General features: G+C 71.3%; 17 protein-coding genes and 1 riboswitch. Of the genes, 9 read left to right on the top strand and 8 right to left on the bottom strand.

Going from position 1 to position 14,011, the window contains the following annotated elements; translation table 11 throughout:
- The first annotated feature begins 13 nt into the window (after window positions 1-13).
- A complete protein-coding gene (locus GTY58_RS17940; RefSeq protein WP_037644911.1) occupies window positions 14-958 on the top strand; it encodes an ABC transporter substrate-binding protein in 945 nt (314 codons plus the stop codon).
- Between the two features lie 46 nt (window positions 959-1,004).
- Here GTY58_RS17940 and GTY58_RS17935 read toward each other — a convergent pair whose 3' ends face one another.
- Genes GTY58_RS17935 through GTY58_RS17930 form a run of 3 tightly spaced genes read right to left on the bottom strand, consistent with a single transcriptional unit; the run spans window position 1,005 to window position 2,364 of the window.
- Window positions 1,005-1,721 carry an isocitrate lyase/phosphoenolpyruvate mutase family protein gene (locus GTY58_RS17935; protein ID WP_010984860.1) on the bottom strand — a complete coding sequence of 239 codons (717 nt, stop codon included), beginning with the start codon at window positions 1,719-1,721 and terminating at the stop codon, window positions 1,005-1,007.
- Window positions 1,715-1,846 carry a hypothetical protein gene (locus tag GTY58_RS41355; RefSeq protein ID WP_255222018.1) on the bottom strand — a complete coding sequence of 44 codons (132 nt, stop codon included), beginning with the start codon at window positions 1,844-1,846 and terminating at the stop codon, window positions 1,715-1,717. The genes GTY58_RS17935 and GTY58_RS41355 overlap by 7 nt, the downstream gene beginning before the upstream one ends.
- Entirely contained in the window at window positions 1,843-2,364 is a 522-nt protein-coding gene (locus tag GTY58_RS17930) for a carboxymuconolactone decarboxylase family protein (protein WP_010984859.1), read from the bottom strand. Before GTY58_RS17930 ends, GTY58_RS41355 begins: the two co-directional genes overlap by 4 nt.
- 47 nt (window positions 2,365-2,411) lie before the next feature.
- Here GTY58_RS17930 and GTY58_RS17925 point away from each other — a divergent pair, with 47 nt between their 5' ends.
- On the top strand, window positions 2,412-3,848 hold the full coding sequence (locus GTY58_RS17925) for a PLP-dependent aminotransferase family protein (RefSeq protein WP_010984858.1): 1,437 nt from the start codon (window positions 2,412-2,414) through the stop codon (window positions 3,846-3,848).
- Window positions 3,849-3,888: 40 nt separating this feature from the next.
- Here GTY58_RS17925 and GTY58_RS17920 read toward each other — a convergent pair whose 3' ends face one another.
- Both GTY58_RS17920 and GTY58_RS17915 read right to left on the bottom strand, forming a co-directional pair.
- Complete coding sequence (locus tag GTY58_RS17920; RefSeq protein ID WP_010984857.1) at window positions 3,889-4,089, bottom strand: DUF397 domain-containing protein; 201 nt, start codon at window positions 4,087-4,089, stop codon at window positions 3,889-3,891.
- Between the two features lie 9 nt (window positions 4,090-4,098).
- Window positions 4,099-4,950 (bottom strand): helix-turn-helix transcriptional regulator, encoded by an 852-nt coding sequence (locus tag GTY58_RS17915; protein WP_010984856.1) that lies wholly within the window; start codon window positions 4,948-4,950, stop codon window positions 4,099-4,101.
- A 193-nt stretch (window positions 4,951-5,143) separates the two neighbouring features.
- Here GTY58_RS17915 and GTY58_RS17910 point away from each other — a divergent pair, with 193 nt between their 5' ends.
- Window positions 5,144-5,563, top strand: a complete 420-nt coding sequence (locus tag GTY58_RS17910; RefSeq protein WP_010984855.1) for an ATP-binding protein — start codon at window positions 5,144-5,146, stop codon at window positions 5,561-5,563.
- 41 nt (window positions 5,564-5,604) lie between these two features.
- On the opposite strand, the gene GTY58_RS17905 is transcribed toward GTY58_RS17910, so the two are convergent.
- On the bottom strand, window positions 5,605-6,429 hold the full coding sequence (locus GTY58_RS17905) for a hypothetical protein (protein WP_010984854.1): 825 nt from the start codon (window positions 6,427-6,429) through the stop codon (window positions 5,605-5,607).
- 117 nt (window positions 6,430-6,546) lie between these two features.
- Between GTY58_RS17905 and GTY58_RS17900 the strand changes: the two genes are divergently transcribed.
- Window positions 6,547-6,909, top strand: a complete 363-nt coding sequence (locus GTY58_RS17900; protein WP_010984853.1) for a hypothetical protein — start codon at window positions 6,547-6,549, stop codon at window positions 6,907-6,909.
- Between the two features lie 30 nt (window positions 6,910-6,939).
- The gene (locus GTY58_RS17895; protein WP_010984852.1) at window positions 6,940-8,127 is read left to right on the top strand and encodes a glutathionylspermidine synthase family protein; all 1,188 of its coding nucleotides are present in this window, start codon (window positions 6,940-6,942) and stop codon (window positions 8,125-8,127) included.
- 14 nt (window positions 8,128-8,141) lie between these two features.
- On the opposite strand, the gene rocD is transcribed toward GTY58_RS17895, so the two are convergent.
- Window positions 8,142-9,347 (bottom strand): ornithine--oxo-acid transaminase, encoded by a 1,206-nt coding sequence (gene rocD, locus GTY58_RS17890; RefSeq protein ID WP_037644912.1) that lies wholly within the window; start codon window positions 9,345-9,347, stop codon window positions 8,142-8,144.
- 130 nt (window positions 9,348-9,477) lie between these two features.
- Window positions 9,478-9,567, top strand: a riboswitch (ZMP/ZTP riboswitch).
- A gap of 40 nt (window positions 9,568-9,607) precedes the next feature.
- Here rocD and GTY58_RS17885 point away from each other — a divergent pair.
- On the top strand, window positions 9,608-11,056 hold the full coding sequence (locus GTY58_RS17885) for a glycine hydroxymethyltransferase (protein ID WP_010984850.1): 1,449 nt from the start codon (window positions 9,608-9,610) through the stop codon (window positions 11,054-11,056).
- Window positions 11,057-11,080: 24 nt separating this feature from the next.
- Here GTY58_RS17885 and GTY58_RS17880 read toward each other — a convergent pair whose 3' ends face one another.
- Complete coding sequence (locus GTY58_RS17880; protein ID WP_237529384.1) at window positions 11,081-11,716, bottom strand: hypothetical protein; 636 nt, start codon at window positions 11,714-11,716, stop codon at window positions 11,081-11,083.
- Between the two features lie 187 nt (window positions 11,717-11,903).
- On the opposite strand from GTY58_RS17880, the gene trpS reads away from it, so the two are divergent.
- From trpS to GTY58_RS39680, 3 genes are all read left to right on the top strand, one after another.
- On the top strand, window positions 11,904-12,917 hold the full coding sequence (gene trpS, locus GTY58_RS17875; RefSeq protein WP_010984848.1) for a tryptophan--tRNA ligase: 1,014 nt from the start codon (window positions 11,904-11,906) through the stop codon (window positions 12,915-12,917).
- A gap of 136 nt (window positions 12,918-13,053) precedes the next feature.
- Entirely contained in the window at window positions 13,054-13,635 is a 582-nt protein-coding gene (locus GTY58_RS17870; protein WP_010984847.1) for a 2'-5' RNA ligase family protein, read from the top strand.
- Window positions 13,542-13,892: a hypothetical protein gene (locus GTY58_RS39680; protein WP_037644913.1), complete on the top strand. Its 351-nt coding sequence runs from the start codon at window positions 13,542-13,544 to the stop codon at window positions 13,890-13,892. The genes GTY58_RS17870 and GTY58_RS39680 overlap by 94 nt, the downstream gene beginning before the upstream one ends.
- The last annotated feature ends 119 nt before the right edge of the window (window positions 13,893-14,011 follow it).

Below are 14,011 nucleotides of genomic sequence, written 5' to 3'. Positions count from 1 at the left end.
TCGGCGTACGAGGATGACGACGATGACGGCGGGTCTTGCCGTGCTGCTGCTCGCGACCGGCTGCGGCGCCGCCGACATGACCAAGCAGGCCTCGCCCTTCGCGGGCGCGCAGGGCGCCAAGACGGTGACGCTGTCCGTGCAGTCCTGGGTGGGCGCACAGTCGAACGTCGCCGTGGCGCAGTACCTGCTGCAACACAAGCTCGGCTACCGCGTCGACACCGTCCAGGTCGACGAAGTGCCCGCCTGGGACGCGCTCAGCCAGGGCCGGGTCGACGCGTTGCTGGAGGACTGGGGTCACCCCGAGCAGGAGAAGCGGTACGTCCAGGACAAGAAGACGATCGCGCCCGCCGGCGGGCTCGGGGTGACCGGGCACATCGGCTGGTACGTCCCGACGTACTTCGCCGAGCAGCACCCGGACGTCACCGACTGGAGGAACCTGAACAAGTACGCCTCCCAGCTCCGCACCGCGGAGAGCGGCGGCAAGGGCCAGCTCCTGGACGGCTCCCCGTCCTACGTCACCAACGACAAGGCGCTGGTGAACAACCTGAAGCTGAACTACCAGGTCGTGTTCGCGGGTTCGGAGGCGGCGCAGATCACCCAGATGCGGCAGTTCGCCAAGGAGAAGAAGCCCTTCCTGACGTACTGGTACGCGCCGCAGTGGCTGTTCAAGAAGGTCCCGATGACGGAGGTGAAGCTGCCCGCGTACAAGGAGGGCTGCGACGCCGACGCGAAGAAGGTCGCGTGCGCCTATCCGCACACGCCCCTCCAGAAGTACCTGAACGCCGATTTCGCGAAGAGCGGCGGCAAGGCGGCGCGGTTCCTGAAGAAGTTCAAGTGGACGACCGAGGACCAGAACGAGGTCGCCCTGATGATCGCCGACCAGAAGCTGACGCCCGAGGAGGCGGCGAAGAAGTGGGTGGACGGCCACGCTTCGACGTGGAAGGCGTGGCTGTCGTAGCCCCTGCCTCGCCCGGGGCCGGTCCGGCCTGATCCGCCGGGCCGCCCTACGCCAGCTCGGCGGCGATCTCGCGCAGTGCTTCCGTCGCCCGCAGCTGGAGGCCCGGGCCGAACGTGATCCGGGTGGCGCCGAGTTCACCGAGTGCGGTGAGCGAGGGGCCCCCGGGCCGGGCGAGCAGGTTGACCGGCCCCTGGATGCCCGACCGCAGCAGGGGCAGTACGTCCGTCGGGGCGCCGATCGGATAGACGCAGTCGGCGCCCGCGGCGACGTACGACGCGGCCCGCTGGATGGCCCGTGCGGGATCCGTGACCCCGCGCACGAAGGTGTCGACGCGGGCGTTCACGAAGAGCCGGTCGCCCGCGGCGGCGCGCACCTCGGCGAGCCGGTCGGCGTGCCGGGCGGGGTCCTGGAGCACTCCCCTGTGGGAGTCCTCCAGATTGCAGCCGACGACACCCGCCTCCAGGAGCCGCTCCACCAGTTCCCGGGGCGCGAGCCCGTACCCGTCCTCGATGTCCGCGGACACCGGCACGTCGACGGCCCGTGCGATCCGCGCCACCGCCGCGAACATCTCGTCGGCGGGCGTCGCCCCGTCCTCGTAGCCGAGCGAGGCGGCGACTCCCGCGCTCGGTGTGGCGAGCGCGGGGAACCCCGCCTCGGCGAACACCCGTGCGCTCGCCGCGTCCCACGGACCGGGCAGCACCAGCGGATCGCCGGGCACGCGGCCGCGGTGCAGGGCGCGGAAGAGATCGACGCCGCTCACCATGTGTAGCCCCCCGGGGGAATCCGACGGCTGACCATCAGCCGGTTCCAGCCGTTGAGCAGCTGGATGCGGTTCTCCGACTCGCCGTCCTTGCGGGCCAGTTCGAGCTGCCGTGTGCGCACCGTCACTTGTGCTGCCCGGCCTGGTAGTGGCCCGGCACCAGCCGGCAGGTCACCCCGAACCGGTTCCACGCGTTGATCACCGTGATCGCGGCGATCAGCTGGGCCAGCTCCGCCTCCTCGAAGTGCTTGGCGGCCCTCTCGTACACCTCGTCCGGCACGAAGCCGTCCGTGAGCACCGTGACCGCCTCGGTCAGCTCGAGGGCCGCGAGCTCCTTCTCCGTGTAGAAGTGCCGCGACTCGTCCCACGCGCTGAGCTGCACGACCCGCTCGACGCTCTCGCCCGCCGCCAGCGCGTCCTTGGTGTGCATGTCGAGGCAGAACGCGCAGTGGTTGAGCTGCGAGGCGCGGATCTTCACCAGCTCGCGCAGCTTCGGGTCGAGGCCCCGCTGAGCCGCCGTGTCGAGCCGGATCATGGCCTTGTACACATCGGGGGCGAGCTTGGCCCAGTTCAGGCGGGGGCTGTGCTCGGGGGCGTACTCGGCGGTGGGGGTGGTCGTGGCGGTGGTGGTGTCGTTCGTCGTCATGCTCTCGACCCTATGAGCGAAGCAGCCCAGGAGTATGGTCCATTTACATGGCGAAATCTTGGGCCACTTTCGGGGTCGATCTCCACGTCGAGCCGACCGGACCCGGCATCCGCAGAGGTCTGACGGAAGCCCTCCGCGAGGCGGTCCGCGGCGGGCGCCTCGCCCCCGGCACCCGGCTGCCCTCATCACGGTCGCTCGCCGCCGACCTCGGCATCGCCCGCAACACGGTCGCGGAGGCGTACGCGGACCTGGTGGCGGAGGGTTGGCTCACCGCCCGCCAGGGCTCGGGCACGAGCGTCGCACGGCGCCCGGTGCCGACGCCCACCGCCGCCTCGGCCCCCGGCCGCCCGACCCGCGCCCGCCCGGTGTACGACCTGGTCCCCGGCACCCCCGACCTGTCCTCCTTCCCCCGCGCCGCCTGGCTGAAGGCCTCCCGTCGCGCGCTGACCGTCGCCCCGCACGAGGCCCTCCACTACGGCGACCCGCGCGGCCGGGTGGAACTGCGCACCGCCCTGGCCGGCTATCTGGCCCGCGCCCGGGGCGTCCGCACGGACCCGGAGCACATCGTCATCTGCTCCGGCTTCCTGCACGGCCTGATGCTGCTCGGCCAGGTGCTGCGCGGGCGGGGACTGACCTCGCTGGCCGTGGAGTCGTACGGGCTCGACGCCCACTGGCGGCTGCTGGAGGCGGCCGGGCTGCGCACGGTGCCGCTCGGATTCGACGAACTGGGCACGCGTACGGAGGAGTTGGCGGCCGGTGCGCAGGGTGGGGGTGCGCTGGGAGGCGTACGGGCGGTGCTGATGACGCCCGCGCACCAGTTCCCGATGGGCGTACCGCTGCACCCCGACCGGCGGGCGCGGGTGGTGGACTGGGCGCGGCGCGACGACGGTCTGATCCTGGAGGACGACTACGACGGGGAGTTCCGCTACGACCGCCAGCCGGTCGGCGCCCTCCAGGGGCTCGACCCCGACCACGTCGTCCATATGGGCACGGCCAGCAAGTCCCTGGCGCCGGGCCTGCGGCTGGGCTGGCTGGTGCTGCCGCCGGCGCTCGCCCCGGAGGTGGTCGCGGCGAAGGGTGGGGTGGACTGGTCGTGCGGGGTGCTGGACCAGCTCACCCTGGCGGAGTTCATCGCGTCGGGCGCCTACGACCGCCATATTCGCGCGTCCCGGCTGCGTTACCGGCGGCGCAGGGACGCCCTGGTGGCGCGGCTCGCCGAACAGGCCCCCGGGGGCCGGGCGACGGGCATCGCGGCGGGCCTGCACGTGGTGCTGCGCCTGCCGCCGGGCACCGAGCAGTCGACGCTGAGGGCGGCGGCCTGGCAGGGGCTCGCGGTGCACGGCCTCGACCGCTACCGCCACCCGGAGTCGACCGCCGAGCGGTCCGACGCGCTGGTGGTGGGCTACGGGACACCACCGGACCACGGGTGGTCGGGGGCGCTGGACGCCTTGTGCGCGGCATTGCCTTTCGACAGTACCGGCTGACCTCAGTGAGGCCGGGTGGGCACCGGCGCCCAGCCTTTGGTCACGCCTGGCCGGGAACGGCGTGGGCGCGTATGCCTGCCAGGAGGTGGGCGAGGGTGGTGGGGGTGGTGGTGAGGACCGTGGTGGGGGTGTCGCTCTCGCGGAGGTGGAGGGTGGTGGGGGTGGATGCGAGTTCGAGGCAGTCGTTGCCTTCACCGCCGCCGGAGAAGGACGACTTCTGCCACTTGAGGCGGGTGGCCATGGCTCTTCCTCACAGTTCCTTGATGAGCTTGTGGATGAGGTCACGTGACTGACCGGGGTCCAGTGATTCCCCCTTCACCCTACGGAAGAGCGTCCGAAAGTGGTCCAGTTGGGCTTCCGAATCGACGAAGGCCGTGCCGTGCGGAGCGTCGCGTACGACAGTGTCCAGGCGCGGTACCGCGCCACCCACGTACACCATGGCGCTTCCGGCACCGGCGAAGTCGTCCAGGCCGAACGGGATGACCCGCACGCTGATGTGCTCTTCCTCGGACAGCTCCGCAACCCGGGTGAGTTGGGCACACGAAGCGGGTCGGCCGGCCACCTTGATGCGGAGTGCTGCTTCGTGGATCACGGCCTCGTACGGAATGGGCGTGGGACCCTCGATGACGACCCTCCGCTTCATCCGGTGGTGTACCCGGTGTTCCACCTCGCTCTCCGGGAACTCCGGGTTCATATAGGAGAAGAGCGCACGGGCATAGTCCTCCGTCTGGAAGAGCCCAGGCACATGGATGACCGCCACATCGTGGCGGAACGTCGCGTGGTGGTCGAGTTCGGAGAGGTCCAGGTAGGCGGCCGGAAGGACACCTCGGTACTCCTCCCACCAGCCACGGGTCCGGTCCGTGGCCATGACGACCAAGGCATCGATCAACGCGCTGTCGGAACATGCGTAGTTGGCCGCGAGGCGGCGGATGCGTTCCTCGCTGACTCCTGCGATGCCGGACTCGATCTGACTCATCTGGACCGAGCTCACGCCCAGCAGGGTCGCGGCCGCGGTCGCCTTCAGCCCAGCGGCGTCCCGGAGTTTGCGCAGCTCGGAGCCCAGGCGCGCCTGCCGTGCCGTGGGGTGTCGCCGCGTCGCCATGTACAGCTCCTCAACTTGCCGGCATGGGTGCCTCGTTCGGGCGTCAGATTACGCGAACGACTTGCACCGTCATAACTTTCAGACCTACTGTCAGTGATGAGACGCACACGCTGCGGAAGCGCACCGCTCCGTCCTGCCGTGACGGCTGCGGCATTGCCACCGCCCGTAATCCCACCCCACTTGGAGCTGACGCATGCCCGAAACCGACTCCGCCGCCGACTCCTGGGAGTACTCCCTCTACATCCCCCAGGACCTCCGCGCCGTCACGGTCTGCCGCCGCACCCTCCGTCTGGTCCTCACCCTCCACCACCTCACCCACCTCGCCGACACCGCCGAACTCCTCGCCTCGGAGCTGGTCTCCAACGCCGTACTGCACACCAAGGGCCCGGCCTGTCTCCGCGTCCGTTACCGGGACGGCCTCCTGCAGATCGGTGCCTGGGACGCCGACCCCGAGCCGCCCGAGCCGCCCGGCCGGTTGGAGGAGTTGACCGATGCCGAGAGCGGACGCGGGTTCGCCCTCGTGCGGGCGTGCTCCGACGTATGGGGCTGGCAGCCGCTGTCCCGGCTCGGGCATCGGGGCAAGCTGGTCTGGTGCGAACTGGGGGCCGCGTAGCTCCCCGCGCCCCTGGAAGCGGGCTCAGTCGCGTCGCCCCGTCACCCCTCCTCCACCGGCGCCTCCCCGAACCGTGTCAGCGCCAACGCCCCCGCGACCGCCACCACGAAGCCCAGCACGGCCAGCCAGGACAGGCCCTCCCGTGTACGGTCACCCAGCCAGATGACCCCCACCAGGGCCGGTCCGACGGTCTCGCCGATGACCAGGCCGGCCGTGGCCGTCGTCACCGAGCCGCGTTGCAGCGCCGAGGTCAGCAGGATGAATGCGGCGCCTCCGCCGATGAGCAGTGCGTACGTCGCCGGATTGGTCAGCAAAGTGGCGGGCGCGAGGTCGTCGATCAGGCGTACGGACACCGCTACGACCCCGAACCCGAATCCGGCCCCGAGGCCGAGGACCAACGCCCGCCCCCGCCCGGACATCCGCCCGCCCACCAGCCCGAGCAGCAGCACCGCCACCGCCGTCGCGAGCGTCGCGTACTTCAGCGCCGTCGACCCGGCCCGGTCGCCCTCCGCCCCGGACGCCAGCCCGAGCATGCCGAGGCCCGCGCACACCACCCCCACCGCGGCCCACTCGACCCCGCTCAACCGCACATGCAACAGCCGTGCGGCGACCACCGCCGTCACCGCGAGGCTCGCCGCCAGGGCCGCGCCGACCGCGTAGATCGGAATCGACCGCAGTGCCGCGATCTGGAGCAGGAAGCCCAGCCCGTCCAGCGCCAGGCCCGCCAGATACCGCCACTGCCGCAGCGCCCGCAGCAACAGAGCCGCGTCCCCGCCGGGCCCCGTGGTGGCGGCCTCCCGGGTGGCGATCGCCTGCAACACCGTCGCCGTACCGAAGCAGACCGCCGCGCCGAGCGCGCACATCATTCCAAAGAGCACAAAGTGACTGTAGGGGAAGGGGATCACGGGGGGCCGGTGCATACGGCAGAGCGGCGCTCTCTAATGTGATCGCCTGATTGATCCTACGAACGGGGGAGTACGAACATGGCGAACTCACGACGGCAACTGCGCTCGGGCACGGTCGTGCTCGGCGGCATGGGACTCCTCGCGGCGGCGCTCACCGCCTGCTCGTCGGACGAACCCGACAAGCGCTGCGTCGACCGCGACAGCTACAACCTCGGCAAGGGCGGCTACAAGGTCGTCGCCGACAAGAACTGCAAGACGGGCAGCTCCGGCAGCGGCAAGGTCTCCTCGGGCTACACCTGGTACTACGGCGGCGACAGGAGCAAGAGCCGCATCGACTCCGGCAGCTTCACCAAGCCCTCCAAGGGTTCGGGCGGTTCGAGCGGCGGTGGCGGCGTCGACCGCGGCGGCTTCGGCAGCGGCAAGGGCGGCTCCGGCGGCTGAGCGGTCACGGAGCGATCGGACTCGTACGCCATGGAACGCCGCACCATCGACCCCCGCCCCGGCTGGCAGCAGACCGTCGAGGCGCAGGGCCTCATCTACCCGCTCACCCGCTACCCCGACGACTCCCTGCGCCCCTACTGGGACGAGAGCGCGTACTACGTCTTCTCGCTGCCCGAGGTGGAGGCGCTGGAGGAGACCGTCGAGGAACTGCACCGCATGTGCCTGGCGGCGGCCGCGCACATCGTCGAGCAGAATCGCTTCGCCGACCTCGGCATCGCCGACCCGCGCCTCGCCGCGCTCGTCGCCGAGGCCTGGCACCGGCGCGCCGAACTCCCGTCCGTCTACGGCCGGTTCGACCTCCGCTACGACGGCACGGGCCCCGCCAAGCTCCTCGAGTACAACGCCGACACCCCGACCTCGCTCGTCGAGGCCGCCGGCCCCCAGTGGTTCTGGATGGAGGACCGTTTCCCCGGCGCCGACCAGTGGAACTCCCTCCACGAACGGCTCGTCGACGCCTGGAAGAAGCAGGCCGCCCTCCTCCCGCCGGGCAGCCCGCTCTACTTCGCGCACTCCGCCGCCGACGAACTCGGCGAGGACCTGATGACCGTCGCCTATCTCAAGGAGACCGCGGAGCAGGCCGGCCTCGACACCGACTGGATCTCCATGGAGGAGATCGGCTGGGACCCGCTCTCCGGCCGCTTCGTCGACAACCAGCTCCACTTCATCCGCAGCTGCTTCAAGCTGTACCCCTGGGAGTGGCTCACCGGCGACCGCTTCGCCGGCCATGTCCTGGACACCCTCGACAACGGCGGCGGCACGGGCTCCACCCTGTGGATCGAACCCGCCTGGAAGATGCTGCTCAGCAACAAGGCCCTGCTGGCGATCCTCTGGGAGCTGTACCCCGGACACCCGAACCTGCTCCCCGCCTACCTCGACGGCCCACGCGACCTGGCGACCGCCAACGGCTACGTCGCCAAGCCGCTCCTCGGCCGGGAGGGCGCGGGGGTGACGGTCCACGCACCGGGCGCCGCCCCCGTCGTACGCGAGGAAGAGCCCTGCTGCTACCAGGAGCTGGCACCCCTGCCCGCCTTCGACGGCAACCACGTCGTCCTCGGCGCCTGGGTCGTCGAGGACGAGTCGGCGGGCCTCGGCATCCGCGAGTCGTCCGGGCTGATCACGGACGAGTACGCCCGCTTCCTGCCCCATGTGATCCTCTAGGGCCTGTCACGGCACTAGACACCGAGCACGCCACGCAGTTGGGCCAGCCCCCAGTCCAGGTCCTCCTTGGAGATCACCAGTGGGGGCGCGATCCGGATCGTCGAGCCGTGGGTGTCCTTGACCAGGACACCCCGGTCCATCAGCTTCTCGGAGATCTCCCGGCCCGTGCCGTACGCCGGATCGACGTCCACGCCCGCCCACAGCCCGCGCCCGCGCACCGCCGTCACCCGCCCGGTGCCGGCCAGCACCCCCAGCTCCCGGTGCAGGTGCTCGCCCAGCTCGGCCGCCCGCGCCTGGTACTCGCCCGACCGCAGCATCGCGATCACCTCCAGCGCCACCGCGCAGGCCAGCGGGTTGCCGCCGAACGTCGCCCCGTGCTCACCGGGCCGGAACACACCGAGCACCTCGCTCGACGCCACCACCGCCGAGACCGGCACGATCCCGCCGCCGAGCGCCTTCCCCAGGACGTACACATCCGGTACGACCCCCTCGTGCTCACAGGCGAACGTACGCCCCGTCCGGCCGAGCCCCGACTGGATCTCGTCCGCGACGAACAGGACGTTCCGGTCCCGCGTCAGCTCCCGCACCCCGGCCAGGTAGCCGGCCGGCGGCACCAGCACCCCCGCCTCGCCCTGGATCGGCTCGAGCAGCACCGCCACCGTGTTCTCGGTGAGCGCCGAACGCATCGCGGTCAGATCCCCGTACGGCACGATCTCGAAGCCCGGTGTGTACGGACCGAAGTCCGCCCGCGCCTCCGGATCCGTGGAGAAGCTGATGATCGTCGTCGTACGGCCGTGGAAGTTGTTGCCCGCCACGACGATCTTCGCCATCTCCGCGGGCACGCCCTTCACCCGGTAGCCCCACTTCCGGGCCGTCTTCACGGCCGTCTCGACCGCCTCCGCGCCCGTGTTCATCGGCAGCACCATCTCCATGCCGCACAGCTCTGCCAACTGGGTGCAGAAGGCGGCGAACCGGTCGTGGTGGAACGCCCGCGACGTCAGCGTCACCCGCTCCAGCTGCGCTCGCGCCGCGTCGATCAGCCGCCGGTGGCCGTGTCCGAAATTGAGCGCCGAGTATCCGGCCAGCAGGTCGAGATAGCGGCGCCCCTCGACGTCCGTCATCCAGGCCCCGTCCGCCGTCGCCACGACGACCGGCAGCGGGTGGTAGGTGTGCGCACTGTGCGCGTCGGCCGAGGCGATGAGTGTTTCGGTGGTGCTCACGAGGACTCCGTTTCCGACCGCACGACGACGGGTGACCCCCCTCCCCATCGTCGCGCGCACGCCGGACGGGGCGTAGTCGACCCGCGGCCCCGGCCGCGTCGCCGCCCGTCCGGCACGCCCGGTAGGCTGGCCGACGGGCCGTGACTGGCGCGCTGGGATGGGACCGACCATCGGGGAGCGGCCTGAATGCGAATGTGTGCCGTGCGCCTGGGCCGAACGTGAACCGTGAACGCTGAACGCCACGCCGTCCGGAGGCCGACATGCCCGAGCAGCCCCTTTCCACCGAGTCCACCGCCTTCCGCAGCGCCCTCGACGTGATCCGGGCCGTGGAGCCCCGCGTCGCCGACGCCATCGGGCAGGAGATCGCCGACCAGCGCGAGATGCTCAAGCTGATCGCCTCCGAGAACTACGCCTCTCCGGCCACCCTCCTGGCCATGGGCAACTGGTTCAGCGACAAGTACGCCGAGGGCACGGTCGGCCGCCGCTTCTACGCCGGCTGCCGCAACGTCGACACCGTCGAGGCACTCGCCGCCGAGCACGCCCGCGAGCTCTTCGGCGCCCAGCACGCCTACGCCCAGCCGCACTCCGGCATCGACGCCAACCTCGTCGCCTTCTGGGCCGTCCTCGCGGACCGGGTGGAGGCCCCCGCCCTCGCGAAGGCGGGCGTCCGCAACGTCAACGACCTCTCCGACGCCGACTGGGCCGAGCTGCGCCGCGCCTTCGGCAACCAGCGCATGCTCGGCATGTCCCTGGACGCCGGCGGCCACCTCACCCACGGCTTCCGCCCGAACATCTCCGGCAAGATGTTCGACCAGCGCTCCTACGGCACCGACCCCGCCACCGGCCTCATCGACTACGAGGCCCTGCGCACCTCCGCCCGCGAGTTCAAGCCGCTGATCATCGTCGCCGGCTACTCCGCCTACCCCCGCCTCGTGAACTTCCGGATCATGCGGGAGATCGCCGACGAGGTCGGCGCGACCCTGATGGTCGACATGGCGCACTTCGCCGGCCTCGTCGCGGGCAAGGTCCTCACCGGCGACTTCGACCCGGTCCCGCACGCCCAGATCGTGACGACCACCACGCACAAGTCGCTGCGCGGCCCGCGCGGCGGCATGGTGCTGTGCGACGACTCGCTCAAGGACCAGGTCGACCGCGGCTGCCCGATGGTCCTCGGTGGCCCCCTTCCGCACGTCATGGCCGCCAAGGCCGTCGCGCTCGCCGAGGCCCGCCGCCCCGAGTTCCGCGACTACGCCCAGGCCGTCGTCGACAACTCCCGCGCCCTCGCCGAGGGCCTGGTGCGCCGCGGCGCCACCCTGGTCACCGGCGGCACCGACAACCACCTCAACCTGATCGACGTCGCCTCCTCCTACGGCCTCACCGGCCGCCAGGCCGAGACCGCGCTGCTCGACTCGGGCATCGTCACCAACCGCAACGCGATCCCCGCCGACCCCAACGGCGCCTGGTACACCTCCGGCATCCGCATCGGCACGCCCGCCCTGACCACGCGCGGCCTCGGCACGGCCGAGATGGACGAGATCGCGGGCCTCATCGACCGCGTCCTCACCACCACCGAGCCCGGCACCACCGCCAAGGGCGCCCCCTCCAAGGCCCAGCACGTCCTGGACCCGAAGATCGCGGACGAGATCGCCCACCGCGCCGGAGACCTGCTGACCGGCTTCCCGCTCTACCCGGAGATCGACCTCGGCTGACGCCACCCCGTACGCCGGTCGGCCCTACAGGTCGATCAGCTCCTGTCGTGGCTCCCGCGGCGGTCCGGCACCTTCACGCCGGGCCGCCGTGCGGCGTACCAGGAGGGTGCCGCCGACCCCGAGGGCGAGTCCCGTGCCGAGCCCCCACACGCCCCAGCGCACCGCCGAAGGTCCCTCGTCCGCCGGGGGCGCGGGAGCCGCCCCGAACAGACCGCTCCTGTTCACCTCGGCGAAGACCGAACGCGTCGCCCGGTGCCAGCGCACGTCGTCGTCCGCCACGTCCGGCGCCGGATCCGTACGCACCCAGGGCGTCCCGTCCTCCGCGAGGAACACCTGGTCCTGCCGCTCGATGCCGACGTCCCCGCCGGGCGCCCGGTCGGTGTACGGCCAGCCGCCGATGCCCGTCAGGCCCCACACCACGGTGGCCCGCACCTTCGGGTAGCGGCCCCGCGCCCAGGCGTCCGGCACCTTCTCGGTCCCGACGTTCATCGGCCCCAGCAACTGCCAGATCCGGGCGAAGTCCCGCTGCCCGGAGCGCAGGACGACCGTCCGCCCCGACCCGCCCGCGATGACCAGCGCCAGGTCCGGTATGTCGCGACCATGACCGTCGTCCCGGCCGAGAGCCCCGGCCTGCGGCGCCCCGAGCACCATGCATGCCATGGCCACGGCGAACACGGGCCGTACGCGCCGAGCGCCCCGCAGGCTCCGTGGACCCCGCCGCAAGCCCCTGACCAGCGCAATCCTGCCCCACAGGCCCTCGCCCGATACGCCCCTGCCCATCACAGTCCTCCCCTTCTGTTTCCGGCCTGTTCCGGACCGGCGCCTCGCACCTGAGAGAATGGCGGACATGGCCTCTGATCGTCCCCGCGTGCTCTCCGGAATCCAGCCCACCGCAGGCTCGTTCCACCTCGGCAACTACCTCGGCGCCGTCCGCCAGTGGGTGGCCCTCCAGGAGTCCCACGACGCGTTCTACATGGTCGTCGACCTGCACGCGATCACCGTCCCGCAGGATCCGGCCGATCTGCGCGCCAACACCCGGCTCGCCGCCGCGCAGCTGCTCGCCGCGGGCCTCGACCCGGAGCGCTGCACGCTCTTCGTCCAGAGCCACGTCCCGGAGCACGCGCAGCTCGCCTGGATCATGAACTGTCTCACCGGTTTCGGCGAGGCCTCCCGCATGACCCAGTTCAAGGACAAGTCCGCCAAGCAGGGCGCCGACCGCGCGAGCGTCGGCCTGTTCACGTACCCGGTCCTCCAGGTCGCCGACATCCTGCTGTACCAGGCCAACGAGGTCCCGGTGGGCGAGGACCAGCGCCAGCACATCGAGCTCACCCGCGACCTCGCCGAGCGCTTCAACGGCCGCTTCGGCGAGACGTTCACGGTCCCGAAGCCGTACATCCTCAAGGAGACGGCGAAGATCTTCGATCTCCAGGACCCGTCGATCAAGATGAGCAAGTCGGCGTCCACGCCCAAGGGCCTCATCAACCTCCTCGACGAGCCGAAGGCCACCGCCAAGAAGGTCAAGAGCGCGGTCACCGACACCGACACCGTCATCAGGTATGACGCGGAGCACAAGCCGGGTATCAGCAATCTGCTGACCATCTACTCGACCCTCACCGGAACCGGTATCCCGGAACTCGAGGAGAAGTACACCGGCAAGGGCTACGGTGCGCTGAAGACGGACCTCGCCGAGGTCATGGTCGACTTCGTGACCCCGTTCCGGGAGCGCACCCAGCAGTACCTGGACGACCCGGAGACCCTCGACTCGATCCTGGCCAAGGGCGCGGAGAAGGCGCGTGCCGTGGCCGCGGAGACGCTCTCCCAGGCGTACGACCGGGTGGGCTTCCTGCCCGCCAAGCACTGAGCCGTACCGCACACACTGAGCCGTACAGCACACCTTCACCGCCGCCCAACTCGACGGCGGTAGCCGTACAGTCGATAGCTGAACGCTGCCTCGGCAGCCACCCCTGCCCGGGTAGGACACGACGACAGGAGACGACGTGGGGACCGTAACGATCGGTGTGTCGATCGCGGTCCCGGAGCCCCACGGCAGCCTGCTCCAGGAGCGGCGCGCGGGCTTCGGCGACGCCGCTGCTCACGGTATCCCCACGCATGTCACGCTGCTGCCGCCGACGGAGGTCGACGCCGCGGCGCTGCCCGCGATCGAGGCGCATCTCCTCGAGGTCGCGGGCGCCGGGCGGCCGTTCCCGATGAAGCTGTCCGGGACGGGTACGTTCCGGCCGCTGTCGCCGGTGGTCTTCGTCCAGGTGGCCGAGGGCGCCGAGGCGTGCACCTGGTTGCAGAAGCAGGTCCGTGACGCGTCCGGGCCGGTGGCGCGCGAGCTCCAGTTCCCGTACCACCCGCACGTCACGGTGGCGCACGGCATCGAGGACGAGGCGATGGACCGGGCGTACGAGGAGCTGGCGGACTACCGGGCCGAGTGGCCGTGCACCGGCTTCGCGCTCTACGAGCAGGGCCCGGACGGAGTGTGGCGCAAACTCCGGGAGTTCACCTTCGGCGGCCCGGTGGTGCCCCCGCAGGCGGGCGCCCCCGCGGAGCGGAACTCGACTCCGGCCTGTTAGCCGGAGCCGTCGACGGCAGGCGCGGCCTCTTCCTCGACGGCAACTGGTACCTCGCGGCGGACGGCACCTGCGTCAAGATCAAGCGGCCCCGGCTGACGGACAAGGACGGTGCCCGGCCCTCGTCCGCCCAGCTGCTCTGGCTCACGAGCGTGATCCCGTTTCCCGGCACGGACACGGTGCTCGGCGCGGGCCACGTCCAGGTCAACCAGGCCGGCGACCCGATGGAGAAGGCCGTGGTGGTCCCCCTCCGGCGCTGACCGGGGCCGGGCCCGCACGGGTAGTCGACCGGTGCCGGGGTCCGCACGGGTAGTCGACCGGGGCCGGGGTCCGCGCGGGCGGTCAGCCGGGGCCGGGGTCCGCGCGGGCGGTCAGCCGG

It is taken from the genome of Streptomyces sp. SID5469 (assembly GCF_009862865.1).
GTDB lineage: Bacteria > Actinomycetota > Actinomycetes > Streptomycetales > Streptomycetaceae > Streptomyces > Streptomyces avermitilis.
This window is presented reverse-complemented; position numbering and strand designations above follow the sequence as displayed.